Here is a 17,297-nt window from a genome sequence, read left to right as displayed (position 1 = left end):
GCCCGAGACGCCCGCGCCTTACTCGCCGCTTGATCATCCAGACAGTCGCTCTCTCCCTATCGGAGAGGTTTCAGTTCACTCCGCCCCGCCCATACGCTGTGCGTCCCGCTGCTGATCTTGTGCGGCAGCGCGATCCGGCACGCCGGCTCCATCGTCCGCGCATCCACCACCAGGCACTCCGAGGTTCCGGTGTTCTCGTCGATGATGAAGCTGACCAGCCAGCCGTCGTCCTCTTCGGTCGCGCCCGGTCGGCCTGCGAACGGCGCCTCGCTGGCGTAGCGGCCTTCGGGCAGCTTCAGGCTCCAGCTCTCGCCGGTGACGAGGTCGTGCTTGACGAAGCCGTCGAACAGGAACCAGCCGGGCTTGGCCGTCGTCGAATAGGCGTAGCGATAGGGCTTGCCCGCCCAGGCCTGGTTGAACATGCCGAACTCCAGAACCCGGTCGTCCAGACGCTGCTCGACCGTCTCGCCCGTCGCCAGGTTGAACCGCCAGCGATGGAGCTTGGGCCGGAAGCTGTGCTCGTCGAGATAGGCCATCAGGTGGGCGTACTGCTCGGGCGCGCCGGCCAGCGGGCGCGGCGTCGGGTTCTCCTGGAAGTAACCGTCGACCACCACCTCGTCGCCCTCCTCGTAGGCGTTGAGGAAGTGCAGCACATAGGTCGGCGCGGCCGTAAACCAGCGCGGCTCGCCGCCCTTGCGCGGCGCCAGGGCGAAGCGCGACGGCAGGCCCTTGTGCAGGCGCACCGCGTGGATGTCGCGCTCCAGCAGGCCTGCGTCCCAGAACACCGGCAGGTCGTTGAGGATCGCCCAGTTCTGGCTGAACGCCATGTCGTGGGGCAGGCGCGGCCCCGGCAGCGGCACGGGCTGGTATAGGGTCCGCCGGCCCGAGGCGTCGACCACGCCGAAATGCATGTAGGGCGCGTGCTTGGAGTAGTTGAAGAACAACAGCTCGCCGGTCGCCGGATCGACCTTGGCGTGGGCCGACACCCCGTCCAGCGGCGCCCAGGCGGCCGGGCCCAGGGTCTCCAGGGTCAGCGGGTCCAGCCGATAGGCCTCGCCGCACTGGTAGAAGGTGGCGACCGCCTCGCCGGCATGGACGACGATGTCGGTGCTGGCGGTGTCCTTCAGGCTTCCATGCGCGCCGAAGCCCGGCCGCAGCGACACGCCCGGCCCGTCGGCCAGCCCGCCCCACAGGCTCTGGCCCGCCTCCTGCTCGGCCTCGAAGCCGCGCGTGCGGATGAAGCGGTTGCGATAGCGCGCCTGGCCGGCTCGGAACTCGATCTGGTGGACCATGCCGTCGCCGTCGAACGGATGGTAGCGGCCCAGCGGCTCGTGCGCCGGGTTCTCGGTGTTGCGCAGATAGACCCCATCCAGCTCGGGCGGGATCGCGCCCTCCAGCACCACCAGGTCCTCGGCGTCGAGTTCCTCGTGCTGCGGCGTCCAGGCGCCGGTCATGTAGGGATGGTCGGTGACCCCGAGAGAGGTCCTCACCGACGGTTGGCGCGCGATCTTCATGCCGTCCTCCCCAGGCTGGCGGACGGAAGCCTAGACCATCAGTCTCGTTATGCAAGCCTCTTCGACGAACGCCGATTGCTGCACCGCAAACAAAAGAAAGGCCCGCGAGCCGAAGCGCGCGGGCCATTTCCTCGAGGGCCCCGAAACCGGGGCGACCGCGGCCGAATTACAGGGCGGCGCGGTTCTTGTAGGCCGAAACGGCCAGAGCGATCAGGCTCAGCATGGGAGATCCAGTCATCTTGCGTCGCCGGGACCGGATTGCCCCGACGCCGGCGATATAAGATGACAACGTTGTCAAATCAAGGCCGCATGCTGCGACGCAACAACGCATACCAGACAAAGAACCTCCCCCTGTGGGGGAGGCGGCCGAAGGCCGGCGGGGGGCCGTTTTCAGCTTTCGATGGACCAGCCGGTTTTCCACTCACTCCCCCCACCGATCGCTGCGCGATCGCCTCCCCCACAGGGGGAGGGTCCTAGGAGCTCCTCGCCTCCTCGCCCATGAACACCACCTTGGCCCCCTTCTCGACCGCCTTGCCCAGTTGCGCCGCATCCCAGTTGGTCAGCCGCACGCAGCCGTGCGAGGCGCGCTTGTTGACCAGCTTGGGGTCGGGCGTGCCGTGGATGCCGTAGGTGTCCTTGGTCAGGTCGATCCAGGTGCCGCCGACCGGGTTGTTGGGTCCGGCCTTGATGGTCAGCTTGCCCTTGGGCTTGCCGAAGGTCAGCCGCGAGGGGTCGTAGGTGTAGGTCGGCCGCGGCGCGACGGTGTTGACCGCCAGCTCGCCGCTCGGGGCCGGGCGCTCGGTGCTGCCCACCGTGGCCGGATAGACCGCCTGCAGCACGTCCTGGGCGTCGAAGGCCCGCACCTGGCCGACGCCCTTGTCGATCTCGATCCGCGTCACCCGCGCCGGCAGCTCGGCCGGTCCCAGGGCGACCACCGCGATCTTCGCGCCGGCCTTGGTGAAGTCCGCGCCGGGGTTCAGCGCCTGCAGCAGCGCCTCGTCCATGTGGAAGCGCTCGGCCAGGGCCTCGAGCGGGCCGGTGTAGGAAAGCGCCGGCAGCCTGGCCATCGCCTCGTAATCGTCCTTGGGGATCGATTTGACGAACGGCCCCTTCACGTCTTCGGCCGTGATCACGTAGTCGGTCAGCACCGGCCCGCCGTCGGCCTCGATCAGCGCCTTCCACAGGTCCGGCGTCACCTGGCCGTCGACCGTGAGTCCCCGGGCCTGCTGGAAGGCCTCGATGGCCAGCCTAAGGTTCGTGCCCGTCACTCCGTCGATGGAGCCGGGCGAGAACCGGGCCCGGTCGAGCAGCACCTGCACCCGCACCAGCGACGGCGCGATCATCGACGGATCGGCCGGCGGGGCGTCCTGCGGTCCCGCCGCTTCCACCGCCTGGGCCAGGGGCGAGCGGCCGTTGGCGGCCGGGGCCGCCTTCTGCTGCGGCGCGCCGGCGACGGGCGGCGGCGCCTCGGCCTTGTCCTCGCCCTTCGAGCAGGCGGCCGCGGCCAGGGCGCATCCGGCCATCAGGGCCACGAGACGGAAGGTCGAAGGCATCGCATACTCCACGCACGAGGAACGTCTTGCCGTTCTCAAGCCTTGAGCCATGGCGAAGTTCCGAAAGGCGGGTGCGCTTGGCTTCACGATGGCGGAAGGGAACGAAGGAGCGTCGGCGCGGCCGGCGGCTGGGGCTTACCCTGCTCGTCCTGCTGCTGGCCGGCTGCGCGGGGGTCGGTGCGTGGCTGGCCTGGCCGGGCGCGGGTCCGCCGCCCGCCGACCCGCCCACCGGCGACGAGCCCCCGTTCGAGCCGACCGCGCAGTACGTGCCCTCCAACGATCCGCCGTCGGCCCCGCTGTCTCCCCTGCCGCTGGATGAGACCTGCGAGGCCGCCGCTCCGACCGGCGCGGCCGAGGCCAACGCCGCCAGCCTCAACACCCTGTCCTGGGCCCCGTTCGGACGGACCGAGACCGGCTGGGTCATCTACGCCCCGCGCATCGGCGCCGAGTTGGCCACGGCCTGCGGCCCAGGCACGACCCGCTTCGCCGCCGCCCTCGCCCGCTGGCAGGCCGGCCACGGCCTGGCCCAGACCGGCGTGCTGGACGGCCCCACCTTCGACGCCATGAAGACCCGCTGGACGCTGGCCCGCCCCTTCGCGGCCATCAACGCCCGCGGCGAATGTCCCAACGCCCCCGCGCTCGCCGGCCTGTCGACGGCCAAGGCCGACGAGGCCTATGGCGGCAAGACGATCCAGCTGCGCCCCGGCGCGCTGGAGGCCTATCGCCGGATGGTCGAGGCGGCGCGCAAGGACGGCGTCGTCACCGACCGCGACCCGCGCGTGCTGACCATCTTCTCGGCCTTCCGCGATCCGGCCGCCGACGCCGCCCGCTGCGCCCGCGACAACAACTGCCAGGGCGTCACCCGCACCATCTGCTCGGCCCACCGCACGGGGCTGGCCATGGACGTCTTCATCGCCGCCGCCCCAGGCCACGGCCCCGACTCCAGCGCCGACGACAACCGCCGCGCCATGGCCCGCTCGGACGTCTATCGCTGGATGGTGCGCAACGCCGGCCGCTTCGGCTTCGTCAACTACGTGTTCGAGCCCTGGCACTGGGAATGGACCGGCGAGCCGCCCCTGCCCGGCGTGCCGATCTCAAGCCTTCCTCAAGACGGATCACAACCGCTCGATCAGGGGGCGCCCACGCCTCAACCCGGCCTGAAAGGCTTACTACCTAGGAAGAATGAAGTTCGCTGACGTTCATACACCCGGCCGGCGCGAGATCCTGGCCGGCCTCCTCGCCCTCCCCGCCGGAGCCGCGCTCGCCGCGCCGCCGCGCCCGCCGGTCGTCACGGTGCTGGGCGACTCGATCACCGCCGGTCTCGGCGTGCGCCAGGGCGAGGCCATGCCGGCCCGCCTGCAGGCCGCCCTGGCCGCGCGCGGCCTCAACGTCCAGGTCCGCGCCGCCGGCCGCAACGGCGACACCAGCGCCGGCGGCCTCTCCCGTCTGGAAGGCGCCCTGGGCGGCGACACCGCCGTCTGCGTCGTCGCCCTGGGCGGCAACGACCTGCTGCAGGGTCTGCGTCCCGAAGCCACCCGGGCCAACCTGCGCGCCATCCTGACCCGCCTGCGCGAGCGCCGGATCCCCGCCGCCATCGCCGGGATCAACGCCCCGGCCCTGCTGGGCGCCGACTACGCCCGCCGCTTCAACGCCGTCTACACCGACCTGGCCCGCGACTTTTCCGCCCCTCTGCTGCCCAACCTGCTGGCCGGCATCGGCGGCTCGCGCCGCTACATGCAGAGCGACGGCATTCACCCCAATGCAGAGGGCGCGCGGGTGATCGCGGCCAACCTTGCGCCGGTGGTGGTCCAGGCCCTGGCGAGGGCGACGCAGGTGGCGGTCAGATAGATGCTCCCCCTGAAGGGGGAGCTGTCGCGGAGCGACTGAGGGGGAAGTTGCAGCGGCGTATCAGCATCAGCTTCCCCCTCCGGCCCTTCGGGCCACCTCCCCCTTCAGGGGGAGGATCTCGGTCACAGAAACCACTCCACCGCCACCAGCACCACGCCCGCGATCCAGGCGGTCTCGACCACCATCAGCGCCACGGGCCGCCAGCCGGCGGTCATCACGTCCTTGAACGAGGTCTTCATCCCCAGGCCCGCGATCGCCGTGACCAGGCACCAGCGGCTGACCTCCGTGGCGGCGTCGGCGCCGGCCTTGGGCAGCCAACCGAAACTGTTGACCGCCACCAGGGCGGCGAAGGCCACCAGGAACAGCGGCAGCTGCGGCTTGGCCCCGCCGCTGCCGCCCGGCAGCATCCGCGCCGCCAGGAAGGCGATGACGAACACCACCGGCAGCAGCATCGAGACGCGCAGCAGCTTCACATAGGTGGCCACGTCGCCGGTGTGCGGCGAGATCATGTAGCCGGCGCCCACCACCTGGGCGACGTCGTGGATGGTGCCGCCCAGGAACACCCCGGCCTTGGTCTGGTCCAGATGCAGCGCCGCCGTCAGCAGCGGATAGGTGATCATGGCGATGGTCGACAGCGCCGTGACCACCACCACCGTCAGGATGGTGTCGCGCTCGCCGTCCTTGTCGCGCGGCAGCACCGAGGCGATGGCCAGGGCCGCCGAGGCCCCGCAGATGCCGACCGCCCCGCCCGACAGCACCCCGAAGCCCTGGCGCAGCCCCATCCGCTTCGAAAGGAACGCGCCCAGCAGGATCGTCGAGACCACCGCGATGACCACCGTCACGATCGGCGTGATCCCCAGGCTCAGGATCTGCCCCGCCGTGATCCGCGCGCCCAGGAGGGCGACCCCGAACCGCAGTATGGCCTTGGACGAGAACTCGATGCCCGGGATGCAGCGGCCTTCCTGGTGCAGGAAGTGGAAGGTCATGCCCAGCAGCAAGGCGAACAGCATGACCGGCGCGCCGTAGTGCTGCGACAGCCAGGTCGAGGCCAGGGCGATGGTCCCGGCCACCAGCACGCCGGGATAGAGCTTGACCAGCGCCGCCTGGCCGGGAAACCGCTCCTTGGCCTTCTGCGCCGGGGCCGGCTCGGGACGGCTCAGCCCCTCCATGCCCTCCAGGGATTGGAACAGCGCCCGCGCGGCGGCCGCGTCGGTGTCGAGATCGGAATGCATCGCCAGGCCCTTTGACGAGTCGCCGTGCCGACGACGCCTTCCGTCTGGACCCGGACGGGAAGCGTGGCAAGTCGCACAGGATCCTCCCCCTGAAGGGGGAGGTGTCGGCGAAGCCGACGGAGGGGGACGTGACTTGTGAGCCAGCAACCACCTCTTCCTCAACAGAGACTTCCCCCTCCGGCCCTTCGGGCCACCTCCCCCTTCAGGGAGAGGATCTTCTCACCGCCACCAGCGCCGAGATGTAGGCCTCCATCAGCCGCACCAGTTCGTCCTCCAGCGCCTGCGGATCCAGCGCCAGCCCCGGCTCGGCGGCGGCCGCCCGCAGCAGGCCGACGGCGGCGTGGGTCAGCACGAAGGCGGATTCCGGGGTCAGGTCGATCTGCAGCCGGGCCTTGCCGGCGATCGAGGCCAGGAAGGCCTGGTGGTGCTCTTCCAGCACCGCGTCGCCGCGATGGAACATGGCCCCCAGCAAGGCCTGCCGCGTGGCGGGCGAGCCCTCGAAGCCGTTCATCAGCGCCCGCACGATCGGCCGCACGCTGCCCAGGTCCGGCCGCTCGATCAGGGTCTGGGCGATCGTGTCGCGCACCGCGCTGGTGCGCCGCTGGGCCAGGGCCGCCAGGATGTCCTGCTTGTCGGCGAAGTATTGATAGACGGTGCCGACGCTCACCCCCGCCCGCTCGGCCACGTGGTTGGTGGTCAGCCGCTCGGGCCCGCTGCTCTCCAGAAGCTGAAAGGCCGCGTCCAGAATGGCGTCGACCGTGGCCTGCGCCCGTCCCTGCGACGGCGATCGACGTTTCTTTTCAGTCACTTGCCAGCCGCCTCCGTGCGCCCGCCACGCCGAAAGGCAAGGCGAGTAGGAACATGAGCAATGCTTACATACGCTGGAGGCCGAGACTAGAGGTCCCTCCCTGGGGAGCCGACCGGAAGGAGCCCAGATGATCCGTCCCATCGACGAAGTCCGCGCCCGTGTCGCCTCGCAGAAGACCCTGCTGCCGGGCTTCTACGGCAAGATCGATTTCGACCGCACGCCCGAGCGCTTCACCGAGGATCCCGCCTTCGCCGTCGCCCGCGACCGCAATCCGCTGGGCGTGTCGGTCAGCCAGGACGACCTGGACCGCGTGCGGGCCTACACCATGCTGGGCGACATCGTCGCCGACGCCTACGCCGCCCTGATCCCGCAGTACGGCTTCCGCCGGCTGATCGACATGCTGGTCACGGCCTGCGAGCGCGGCGTCGACGCCGTGCCCGACGCGCCGCCCGAGCTCGCCGCCTTCATCGCCGAGATGGAGGCGACGCCCGAGTGGATCGACATGGACCTGGTGCGCGAGGGCCAGCGGCTCGACCGCAACGCCGCCGCCCACCTTGGCCCCTTCGCCATCCGCGGCGCCTTCGTGGCCACCTTCCTCAACAAGTATTCGGCCCTGCCCATGGCCCTGACCGGAACCCTGGGGGCCGAGACCGCCGCCAAGCGGGTCAACGAGACGGCCGCCTTCTTCACCACCACCCTGCTGCCCGGCTCGCTGGACCGCCACGGCGAGGGCTTCAAGGCCGCGGCCATGGTGCGGCTGATGCACTCGATGGTGCGCTTCAACGCCCTGCGCTCGGGCCGCTGGAACGCCGAGGTCTACGGCGTGCCGATCCCGCAGGTCGACCAGATGCCGGCCGGGCTGATCCCGATCTTCCTGATGTCGTTCCAGATGCTGCGCAAGGGCCGCCGCAGCTTCACCCCGGCCGAGCAGGCCAAGGTCGAGCTGGCCCGCTATCGCTGCTTTCTGCTGGGCCTGCCGCAAGACCTGCTGGCCGACACGCCGGAAGGGATCGTGCGGATGATGACGGCCCGCGACAGCACGCTGCGCCGGGGCTTCGACGACGAGACCTGCGGCGCGCTGATCCGCGCCACGCTCGACGCCTACCTGCCGCCCGACGAAAGCCCCGCCAACCGCCTGCACGACCGCATCGAGCGCCGCTTCGCCAAGGCCTTCTTCCTGCGCCACTTCATGCGCGGCGACCGCAAGCGCGCGGCGAGCATGGGCATCGAGGTGACCCCGGCCGACGAGGCGACCTTCATCGTCGTGGCCCTGCTGGTGACCTTGCAGATGAAGGCCTTCGACCTGGCCGACCGCCTGCCGGTGCTGCGCCACGTGGCCGACGCGGCCATGGTCCACCGGATCCGGGCCCTGCTGAAGCGCTACGGCCACGCCGAGTTCACGACCGATGCGGCCAGTTACCGCCCCACCAACGCCAGGGCGGCCTAAAGATCCTCCCCCTCTGGGGGAGGTGGCCCGAAGGGCCGGAGGGGGGACGTTCTCAGCTGACGAGGCCTTGGCCGCCTTCGCAACCACTCCCCCCACCGATCGCTACGCGATCGCCTCCCCCATAGGGGGGAGGTTTCCTGGACCTCAATCCGCGTCGTCGAACGCGTCTTCGCCCGACGTCTCTTCCTCGCCCGTCAGGGCGGTGTCGAGGCTGTCGATGATCTCGTCCATCTGCTCGGACGTGATCGAGACGTAGATGTTGTCGCCGCCGACGGCCGAGACCAGCAGGCGGTAGCCGTCTTCGGTTTCCTGCAGGGAGAAGGTTTCCAGGGGCTGCAGCTTGGCCATGGTCGGCGTCTTTCGTCTGGGGAATGCGAGGCGCGGATGTAGGCCTCCCGGGCGCTCAGTTCAACGCGCGTCCTTTATCCCATGCCATTCAGGCCACGCCCTTCAACGCCCCCCGCCTCAGCAGCGAGATGTGGCAGGCGATCAGCACCTCGCGCTCGACCCACGGGAAGTCGGCGCGGGCGATCAGCAGCGACACCAGGCCGTGCAGGCCCGCCCACAGGGTCTGGGTGATCCGTTGGACGTCGTCATCATGGGTCAGCCCTGCGTCGCGCACCTCGCCCACGATCTCGGCGAAGCGCTGGAAGGCGCCGATGCCGGCCATCATCGGCCGGTCGCCGACCCGCTCCTTGTAGGTCCCGTCCAGCCCCTTCTCGACCATGAAGGCCACGCGATAGGCGTCGGGGTTCTGCAGGCCGAAGTCGACATAGACCCGCAGGGCCTTCTCGAAGCATTCGGCCGTCGGCGTGAAGTCGGCCCGCGCGGCCTCCATGCGCTCGACCAGTATGGCGAAGGCGCGGATGCACAGCTCGGCGGTGATGTCGTCCTTGGTGGCGAAATAGGCGTAGAGCGCCGGCTGCGAGATGCCGACCGCCTCGGCGATCTGGCGGGTCGAGACGGTGTGCAGGCCCTTGGCGCTGAACAGCTTCAGCGCCGCATCCAGGATCTCCTCACGGCGCTCGGCGCCCTGGCCCTTGGGCTTGCGGGGGGAACGGACTTTCGGCGCGGTCATCGTCCCTCCTTTCCGTGTTCGGTCCGCCTTGACAACCCACAATAATCGATCAGTGATAACTTATCACCGATCGATGATGAGGGCGAGGGCGATGGACGGGGCGCGTGCTGGTTATGGAGGCGTCGTGCTGCTGACGGCGCTGGCGCTGGGCTCGGGCCTGATGCTGGTCGCCTGCGGCGGCAAGGCCCAGACGCCCCAGGCCGCCCCGCCCCCGGCCGTCGAGGCCGTCACCGTCGGCGCGCCCGGAGCGGCCTCGGAACTGACCGCCTCGGGCGCCTTGCAACGCCGCCGCGAGATGGCGCTGTCGTTCCGCATTCCCGGCGTCCTGACCCGCATGAGCGTCGAGGCCGGCGACGCGGTGCGGGCCGGACAGGCCCTGGCCGCCATCGATCCGGCCGGGGTCGACGCCCGCCAGACCCAGGCCGCCGCCGACCTGGAACGCGCCCGCCGCGACGCCGATCGGGCCCGAAAACTCTACTCCACCGGCTTCGTGGCCAAGGCCCGGCTGGACGACGCCGAAAGCGCGCTGAAGGCGGCCCAGGCCGCCCACGCCGGCGCGGCGTTCGACCGGCGCTGGGCGGCCCTGGCCTCGCCCGTCTCCGGCGTGGTGCTGGCCCGCACCGCCCAGGCCGGCGAGGTTGTGGCCGCCGGCCAGACGGTGCTGACCGTCGCCGACCTGTCCAGCCCGCTCGTCCTGCGCCTGCCTCTGCCGGCCCGCGACGCGGCGCGGGTGACGCTGGGCTCCAGCGCGTCCGTCACCGCCGACGCCCTGCCCGGCCAGACCCTGACCGGCGTCGTCACGCGCCTGGGCCAGGCCGCCGACGCCCGCACCGGCGCGGTCACCGTCGAGATCGAGGTCAAGGCCCCGCCCGAACTCAAGAGCGGCCAGATCGCCGCCGCCCGCCTGCAGGCGCCCCCCTCGGCCCAGGCCGCCGCCCGCGCCGCGTTCGTGCGCATCCCGGCCGAGGCCCTGCTCGAGGCCTCGGGCGACAAGGCCGCCGTGCTGCGCCTGGACGGCGCCGTGGCCCGGCGGGTCAATGTGCGGTTCGGCGGCTTCGACGGGGACGATGCTTTGGTGGCGGGCCTCGCCGCCGGGACCCGGGTCATCACCGCCGGCGCCGGCTTCGTCTCCGACGGCGAGAAGGTGGCCGTGGTCGATCCGCGCGCCCTGGCCGCCCCTGCCCGCAAGGTCGCCGGCAAATGAACCTCAACCTCGCCGCCTTCGCGGTAAAGCGCTGGCAGTTCACCATCGTCGCCTTCGGCCTGCTGGTCATGCTGGGCGTCAACGCCCTCATGACCGTGCCGCGGTCGGAGGACCCGCACTTCCCGATCCCCATCGTCATCGTCCGCGCCGTCCTGCCCGGGGCCGAGCCGGCCGAGATGGAGCAGCTGGTCGCCGACCCGATCGAGACGGCGGTCTATGGCCTGGACAACATCGACAAGGTCGAGAGCACCAGCCTCGACGGCGCGGCGATCGTGCGGGTGTTCTTCACCTGGGACGTCGATCCCGAGCGCAAGTTCGACCAGGTGGTGCGCGAGGTGAACGCCATCCGCGGCAGCCTGCCCGCCGGCCTGCAACGGCTGGACATCGAGCGCGTGCGCACCACCGAGGTGGCCATCGTCCAGGTCGCCCTGGTCAGCGACAGCCTGCCGATGCGCCGGCTGGAAAAGGCCGCCGACCGCCTGTCCGAGCGCCTCGACCGCGTGCCCGGCGTGCGGCAGACCCGCTATTACGGCGCCCCGGCCTCGGAGGTGCGGGTGTCGCTCGACATGGCCCGTCTCTCGGCCCTGAAGCTGCCCGCCTCCAGCGTCGCCGACGCCCTGCGCGCGGCCGGGGCCGAGGCCCCGATCGGCGCGGTCCAGGCCGGCGCCCGGCGCTTCAACGTCAAGTCCGGCGGAGCCTTCCGCTCGCTGGACGCCGTCAAGGACACCCCCGTCCGCTCGGTCGGCGGCCAGGTGGTGCGGGTGCGCGACGTCGCCGAGGTGGCCTGGGCCCAGGAGGAGCCGACCCACGTCACCCGCTTCAACGGCAAGCGGGCGGTGTTCATCGCCGTCACCCAGAAGGACGGCCAGGACGTCGGCAAGATCACCAAGAGCGTCGAGGCCGTGCTCGACGACTACGAGAAGGTGCTACCGGCCGGGGTCAGGCTGGAGCGCGGCTTCGTCCAGGCCCGCAATGTCGAGCACCGGCTGCACAACCTGCTGCGCGACTTCGGCCTCGCTTTGGTGCTGGTGCTGATTACCCTGCTGCCGCTGGGGCCGCGGGCGGGGCTGGTGGTGATGGTGTCGATCCCGCTTTCCCTGCTGATCGGCCTCTCCTTGATCCAGGCCTTCGGCTTCACCCTGAACCAGCTGTCGATCGCCGGCTTCGTGCTGGCGCTCGGCCTGCTGGTCGACGACAGCATCGTCATCACCGAGAACATCGCCCGCCGGATCCGCGAGGGCGAGGAGCGCACGGCCGCGGCGATCAACGGCTCGGGCCAGATCGCCCTGGCGGTGATCGGCTGCACGGCGACCCTGATGCTGGCCTTCCTGCCGCTGATGGCCCTGCCGGCCGGTTCGGGGGCCTATATCCGCTCGCTGCCGGTGACGGTGCTGTGCACGGTGGGCGCGTCGCTCTTCGTGTCGCTGACCATCATTCCGTTCCTGGCCAGCCGGGTGCTGGACAAGCATTCCGATCCCGAGGGCAACCGCCTGCTGCAGGCGGTCAACCGCGTGATCCACACCGTCTACCGCCCGGTGCTGCACCACGCCCTGGCGCGGCCCTGGCTGGCGCTGGGCCTGATGCTGGCCCTGTGCGCCACGGCGCTTCCGATGCTGCAGGCGGCCGGCTCAAGCCTGTTCCCCGCCGCCGAGACGCCGCAGTTCCTGGTCCGCGTGACCACGCCCGACGGCTCGTCCCTGGCCCGCACCGACGAGGCCCTGCGCTATGTCGACCAGCGCTTGGCCAAGGAGCCCGACGTCGTCTGGCGCGCCGCCAACCTGGGCCGCGGCAATCCGCAGGTGTTCTACAACCAGTCCCAGCGCGAGAGCGCGGTGACCTATGGCGAGATGTTCGTCAGCCTCGAGCGCTGGGAGCCCGGCAAGAGCGAACAGCTGCTCGACCGCCTGCGCGCCGACTTCGCCCGCTATCCCGGCGCGCGGATCAGCGTCGAGGTGTTCGAGAACGGCCCGCCGATCGAGGCCCCGGTGGCCGTGCGCATCACCGGCCGCAATCTCGAGGTGCTGAAGGCCCTTGCCGTCCGCGCCGAGGCCGTCCTCAAGAGCACGCCGGGAACCCGCGACGTCGGCAATCCCGTGCGGCTGGACCGCACCGACCTCGACCTCGGCGTCGACGAGGCCAAGGCCGCCGCCCTGGGCGTGCCGGCCGGCGCGGCCCGGCGCGTGGCCCGCCTGTCGCTGTCGGGCGAGGAGACCGGCCGCTTCCGCGACGCAGACGGCGACGACTACGCCGTCAAGGTGCGCCTGCCGATGAGCCAGGTCGACGGCGCCGACCGCAACGCCCTGTCGGCCCTGTCGGGCGTCTACGTGCCGACGGCGGAGGGCGAGGCCGCGCCCCTTTCGGCCATCGCCACCCCCAGCCTGAAGTCCAGCCCCGCCCGCATCGACCGCTTCGACCGCGAGCGCACCGTGACCGTCACCGCCTTCGTCCGCACCCGCTACCTGACCGACAACGTCACCAAGGCGGTGCTGGCCCGCCTGCAGAAAGAGCTGCCCATGCCCCCCGGCTACGCCCTGACCCTGGGCGGCCAGGCCGAGGCCCAGTCGGAAAGCTTCGCGGGGCTGGGCGCTGCGGTGATGGTGGCGGTGTTCGGGATCTTGGCGGTGCTGGTCCTGGAGTTCCGCAAGTTCAAGACCGCCCTGGTGGTGGCCGGCATCATACCGTTCGGGATCTTCGGCGCGGCCGCGGCCCTATGGCTGACCGGCAATTCGCTGTCGTTCACGGCGACCATCGGCCTGATCGCCCTCATCGGCATCGAGATCAAGAACTCGATCCTGCTGGTCGACTTCACCGAACAGCTGCGGCGCGAGGGCATGAACCTGCACGACGCCATCGAGAAGGCCGGCGAGGTGCGCTTCCTGCCCGTGCTGCTGACCTCGGCCACGGCGATCGGCGGCCTCCTGCCGCTGGCCCTCGAACGCTCGGGCCTCTACTCGCCCCTGGCCATCGCCATCATCGGCGGCCTCGTGACCTCCACCGTGCTGTCGCGGGTGGCCACGCCGGTGATGTATTGGCTGACGGCGCGGGGCGAGGAGAAGCGGGGCGGCTAAGAGAACCTCCCCCTCTGGGGGAGGTTCAAATAAAACGGCCCCGCCCTTTCGGGCGAGGCCGCTTGAAACACATCAGTCGGGCCTGAAGGCCCCCAAGGGGGCCTCAGTCGTCGCGATGGACGCGTTCACGGCGCTCGTGACGCTCCTGGGCCTCGAGGCTCAGGGTGGCGGTCGGGCGGGCGTCGAGACGGGCCAGGCCGATGGGCTCGCCGGTCTCTTCGCAGTAGCCGTAGCTGCCGTCTTCGACGCGGCGCAACGCCTGGTCGATCTTGGAGATCAGTTTCCGTTGCCGATCGCGGGTCCGCAATTCCAGCGCTCGGTCGGTTTCCGACGACGCCCGGTCGGCGAGGTCGGCATGGTTTTCAGTTTCAGTCTGAAGATGGGACACCGTCTCGCGAGATTCGCGGAGGATCTCTTCCTTCCAGCCGAGCAGCTTCTGCTTGAAATATTCAAGCTGACGCTCGTTCATGAAAGGCTCATCGTCCGAAGGACGATAGGTGTCCGGTTCTTTAAGAACAGTGGCCGTCTGCATCAACGCCTCACGCCCCGATGAACTCCGCCCTCAGCGGGCGGTGTGCTTATACCAAAACGATAGCCCCGTTCAATGAACGTCGCGTGAGCGGCGCGTTCAGGCGCGCGAGCGCCTGCAAACCGCCCATGCGGGCGACGGCGACTCACGCTTACGGCGAGCTTCGCCGCACCGACCGGGGCTGTAAAATCGCGGGAAAGGGCCAGAGGTTCCATCCCGCTGCTCCTCACGCGCCGCGCATGACGGCCAGCTTGGCCTCTTCGACGGCGGCGCGGGTCTCGATCTCGTTGAGCAGGCTCTGCAATTTCGGATCGTCGACGGCTTCGCGATGCTCGCGAACGGCCCGCTTGAGCTTGTCGATGGTGCTGGGGGAAACCTCCCCGTCCAGCACGGCGATCTTCAGGCCGTCGAGAATGTCGAGGATGTCGTCGGCCCGGCGGATCGCCCGGCGCTTGCGCTCCATCGGATCCATGTTGGCCTGCAAGGCCAGCAGGGCGTCCAGCGAGCCCACGCCCGCCAGGCCGCCAGCCGCCGCGGTTCCGGCCACGCCGCCCGCCGCACCGACGCTGGGCAGCGAAAAGCTGGACCCGCCGCCCGTCGGCCGCGCGCGTGATGCGCCAGCCGCGCCCACGCCTCCCGTGCTCGAAACCTTCATGACGACCGTCGCTCCACCGCTGGTCTTGTACGCCTACATATAGGGAGTCGCGCTCCCCGATGAGAACTCATATTCGAGAAGGGCGCTTGCGGTATGGTTAATGCCGGGCAGAATCTGCCGGACAGGATTGTCGCAGGCGTTATTGCCCGCCCTGATCATTGATTTTCCTCACCTTTTCCGTTGGCCCGGTTCTGGCATGGGCCGCGACGGAATTGCGTCCTCGGTGTGGAAGTCCATGCGTCCTTCACTTTTCAGCTCCGTTCTCGCCGGCCTGGCCCTCGCGGCCGCCGTCGTCGTCGCCGGTCCGGCCGCCGCCAAGTCGCGGATCAAGGACATCGTCGCCGTCGAAGGCGTGCGCGATAACCACCTGATCGGCTACGGCATCGTCGTCGGCCTCAACGGCACGGGCGACAGCCTGCGCAACGCGCCGATGACCAAGCAGAGCATGGAGTCGCTGCTGGAGCGCCAGGGCGTCAACATCCGCGACGCCAACCTCAACGCCAAGAACGCCGCGGCCGTGATGGTCACCGCCAAGCTGCCCGCCTTCGCCGGCGCCGGCGCGAAGATCGACGTCTCGGTCTCGGCCATGGGCGACGCCAAGAGCCTGCAGGGCGGCACCCTGATGGTCACCGCGCTGCAAGGCGCCGACGGCCAGACCTACGCAGTCGCCCAAGGCCAGGTGCAGACCGGCGCCGTCTCGGCCGGCGGCGCCTCGGGCAGCTCGATCAGCCGCGGCGTGCCGACCGCCGGCCGCATCGCCGCCGGCGCCGACGTCGAGCGCGAGACCGGCTTCCAGATGGTGGCCATGACGGAACTGCGCCTGTCGCTGCGCAACCCCGACTTCACGACCTCGCGCCGCATCGCCGACGCCATCAATTCGAAGTACCCGGGCTGCGCCCAGGCCCAGAACCCGACCATCGTCGCCATCCGCTCGCCGGCCGGCATGGACATGATCAGCTTCGTGACCGCCATCGAGAACCTGGAAGTCGAGCCCGACGGCCCGGCCAAGGTCATCATCGACGAGGTCAACGGCGTGGTGGTGATGGGCGACGACGTCCGCATCAGCCAGGTGGCCATCGCCCAGGGCAACCTGACCATCTCGGTCCAGGAAACCCCGGCCGTCAGCCAGCCGGCCCCGTTCAGCCAGGGCCGCACCACGGTCGTCCCGCAGTCGGCGATCAGCATCGACGAGGAAAAGGGCAAGAAGCTGATCACGCTCGGCGGCGGCGCGTCGCTCAAGAGCCTGGTCGGCGGCCTCAACGCCCTGGGCGTCACCCCGCGCGACATGATCACCATCCTGCAGGCGGTGAAGGCCGCCGGCGCCCTGCAAGCCGACATCGAGGTGATGTGATGAGCGCCTTCTCGATCGCCTCCCCGCCGATCACCGGCCTGACCGCCGGCGCCGGTCCCACCGCCAGCTCGGCCGCCGAACTGCTCAAGCGCGGCAAGATCAAGGAGACGGCCGACAAGTTCGAGTCCTCGTTCCTGTCGGTGATGCTGCAGTCGATGTTCGAGGGCGTGAAGACGCCCGAACCCTTCGGCGGCGGCCAGGGCGAAGAGATGTTCAAGTCCCTGCTGACCGACGCCATGGCCAAGGAAGTGACCAAGGCCGGGGGCGTTGGCCTGTCGTCCACCGTCCAGCGCGAGATGCTGAAGATGCAGGGCCTGCAGGAGGCCGCCCAATGATGAGCTCCGCCCCCCTCTCCGCCTCGGACGAGCGCGTCGAACAGCTGATCATCCTGACCGAGCGCCTGACCGACCTGATCGCCAAACAGGCCACCGCCTTCGAGGCCCGCCGCCCGCACGAGGCCGCGCGCCACGTCGAGGAGACGGCCAAGCTGGCCAATGTCTATCGTCACGAGTCGGCCCGGGTGCGCGGCAACGTCGCCCTGGTGCAGGCCGCCACGCCCGACCGCCGCCGCCGCCTGGTGCGCGCCACCGAGGCCTTCGACGCCGTGCTGGCCCGCCAGTCGCGCGCCATCGCCGCCGCCAAGACCGTCACCGAGGGCCTCGTCCGCGCCGTCGCCAACGAGATCGCCGCCCAGCGCCCGCAGGCCGCCGGCTATGGCCCCAGCGCCCACGGCGCCGGCTACGCCAACAACGCCACCGCCATCACCCTGAACCGCAAGGCGTGATCGGCAGATCCTCCCCCTCTGGGGGAGGTGGCCCGAAGGGCCGGAGGGGGGACGTTCTCGGCTTTCGAGGCGTCGGCCGCGGCGGCCTCAAAGCCCTTCCCCTTTGATGGGGGAAGGGTTGGGATGGGGGTGGCTCCGCGCGTTCAACCCGCACCGCTGTTTCAAGTCCTGCCGCCGCAACCACCCCCAACCCCGGCCCTTCCCCCATCAAGGGGGAAGGGAGAAG

Annotated in this window: 16 protein-coding genes; 8 read left to right on the top strand and 8 right to left on the bottom strand. The window is 70.3% G+C overall.

What is annotated here, in order from left to right; genetic code table 11:
• Positions 1-56: 56 nt before the first annotated feature.
• Entirely contained in the window at positions 57-1,514 is a 1,458-nt protein-coding gene (locus ACODR1_RS24260) for a carotenoid oxygenase family protein (RefSeq protein WP_488882730.1), read from the bottom strand.
• 473 nt (positions 1,515-1,987) lie between these two features.
• Entirely contained in the window at positions 1,988-3,067 is a 1,080-nt protein-coding gene (locus ACODR1_RS24255; RefSeq protein WP_488882729.1) for a L,D-transpeptidase family protein, read from the bottom strand.
• 77 nt (positions 3,068-3,144) lie between these two features.
• Here ACODR1_RS24255 and ACODR1_RS24250 point away from each other — a divergent pair, with 77 nt between their 5' ends.
• Positions 3,145-4,263: a D-alanyl-D-alanine carboxypeptidase family protein gene (locus ACODR1_RS24250; protein ID WP_488882728.1), complete on the top strand. Its 1,119-nt coding sequence runs from the start codon at positions 3,145-3,147 to the stop codon at positions 4,261-4,263.
• A complete protein-coding gene (locus ACODR1_RS24245; RefSeq protein ID WP_488882727.1) occupies positions 4,250-4,915 on the top strand; it encodes an arylesterase in 666 nt (221 codons plus the stop codon). The genes ACODR1_RS24250 and ACODR1_RS24245 overlap by 14 nt, the downstream gene beginning before the upstream one ends.
• A 122-nt stretch (positions 4,916-5,037) precedes the next feature.
• Here the strand turns inward: ACODR1_RS24245 and ACODR1_RS24240 are convergent, their stop codons facing one another.
• Both ACODR1_RS24240 and ACODR1_RS24235 read right to left on the bottom strand, forming a co-directional pair.
• Entirely contained in the window at positions 5,038-6,147 is a 1,110-nt protein-coding gene (locus ACODR1_RS24240) for a YeiH family protein (RefSeq protein ID WP_488882726.1), read from the bottom strand.
• A gap of 202 nt (positions 6,148-6,349) precedes the next feature.
• Positions 6,350-6,955: a TetR/AcrR family transcriptional regulator gene (locus tag ACODR1_RS24235; RefSeq protein WP_488882725.1), complete on the bottom strand. Its 606-nt coding sequence runs from the start codon at positions 6,953-6,955 to the stop codon at positions 6,350-6,352.
• 127 nt (positions 6,956-7,082) lie between these two features.
• Here ACODR1_RS24235 and ACODR1_RS24230 point away from each other — a divergent pair, with 127 nt between their 5' ends.
• Positions 7,083-8,402, top strand: a complete 1,320-nt coding sequence (locus tag ACODR1_RS24230) for an oxygenase MpaB family protein (RefSeq protein WP_488882724.1) — start codon at positions 7,083-7,085, stop codon at positions 8,400-8,402.
• A gap of 144 nt (positions 8,403-8,546) precedes the next feature.
• Here the strand turns inward: ACODR1_RS24230 and ACODR1_RS24225 are convergent, their stop codons facing one another.
• Positions 8,547-8,750: a hypothetical protein gene (locus ACODR1_RS24225; RefSeq protein WP_277796302.1), complete on the bottom strand. Its 204-nt coding sequence runs from the start codon at positions 8,748-8,750 to the stop codon at positions 8,547-8,549.
• An 88-nt stretch (positions 8,751-8,838) separates the two neighbouring features.
• Complete coding sequence (locus tag ACODR1_RS24220; RefSeq protein WP_488882723.1) at positions 8,839-9,480, bottom strand: TetR/AcrR family transcriptional regulator; 642 nt, start codon at positions 9,478-9,480, stop codon at positions 8,839-8,841.
• A 124-nt stretch (positions 9,481-9,604) separates the two neighbouring features.
• Between ACODR1_RS24220 and ACODR1_RS24215 the strand changes: the two genes are divergently transcribed.
• Both ACODR1_RS24215 and ACODR1_RS24210 read left to right on the top strand, forming a co-directional pair.
• Positions 9,605-10,684 carry an efflux RND transporter periplasmic adaptor subunit gene (locus tag ACODR1_RS24215; protein ID WP_488882722.1) on the top strand — a complete coding sequence of 360 codons (1,080 nt, stop codon included), beginning with the start codon at positions 9,605-9,607 and terminating at the stop codon, positions 10,682-10,684.
• On the top strand, positions 10,681-13,752 hold the full coding sequence (locus ACODR1_RS24210; protein ID WP_488882721.1) for an efflux RND transporter permease subunit: 3,072 nt from the start codon (positions 10,681-10,683) through the stop codon (positions 13,750-13,752). Before ACODR1_RS24215 ends, ACODR1_RS24210 begins: the two co-directional genes overlap by 4 nt.
• 103 nt (positions 13,753-13,855) lie before the next feature.
• Here ACODR1_RS24210 and dksA read toward each other — a convergent pair whose 3' ends face one another.
• On the bottom strand, positions 13,856-14,284 hold the full coding sequence (gene dksA / locus ACODR1_RS24205; RefSeq protein WP_058346549.1) for an RNA polymerase-binding protein DksA: 429 nt from the start codon (positions 14,282-14,284) through the stop codon (positions 13,856-13,858).
• A 223-nt stretch (positions 14,285-14,507) separates the two neighbouring features.
• Positions 14,508-14,936, bottom strand: coding sequence for a flagellar assembly regulator FliX (fliX, locus tag ACODR1_RS24200; RefSeq protein WP_101718716.1), 429 nt, complete (start codon positions 14,934-14,936; stop codon positions 14,508-14,510).
• A 235-nt stretch (positions 14,937-15,171) separates the two neighbouring features.
• Between fliX and ACODR1_RS24195 the strand changes: the two genes are divergently transcribed.
• Genes ACODR1_RS24195 through ACODR1_RS24185 form a run of 3 tightly spaced genes read left to right on the top strand, consistent with a single transcriptional unit; the run spans position 15,172 to position 17,071 of the window.
• Positions 15,172-16,287, top strand: coding sequence for a flagellar basal body P-ring protein FlgI (locus ACODR1_RS24195; RefSeq protein ID WP_488882720.1), 1,116 nt, complete (start codon positions 15,172-15,174; stop codon positions 16,285-16,287).
• A complete protein-coding gene (locus ACODR1_RS24190) occupies positions 16,287-16,622 on the top strand; it encodes a rod-binding protein (protein ID WP_488882719.1) in 336 nt (111 codons plus the stop codon). The genes ACODR1_RS24195 and ACODR1_RS24190 overlap by 1 nt, the downstream gene beginning before the upstream one ends.
• Positions 16,622-17,071: a flagellar basal body protein gene (locus tag ACODR1_RS24185; RefSeq protein WP_488882718.1), complete on the top strand. Its 450-nt coding sequence runs from the start codon at positions 16,622-16,624 to the stop codon at positions 17,069-17,071. The genes ACODR1_RS24190 and ACODR1_RS24185 overlap by 1 nt, the downstream gene beginning before the upstream one ends.
• Positions 17,072-17,297 lie beyond the last annotated feature (226 nt).

Source organism: Caulobacter sp. FG7 (genome assembly GCF_057808875.1).
This window is presented reverse-complemented; position numbering and strand designations above follow the sequence as displayed.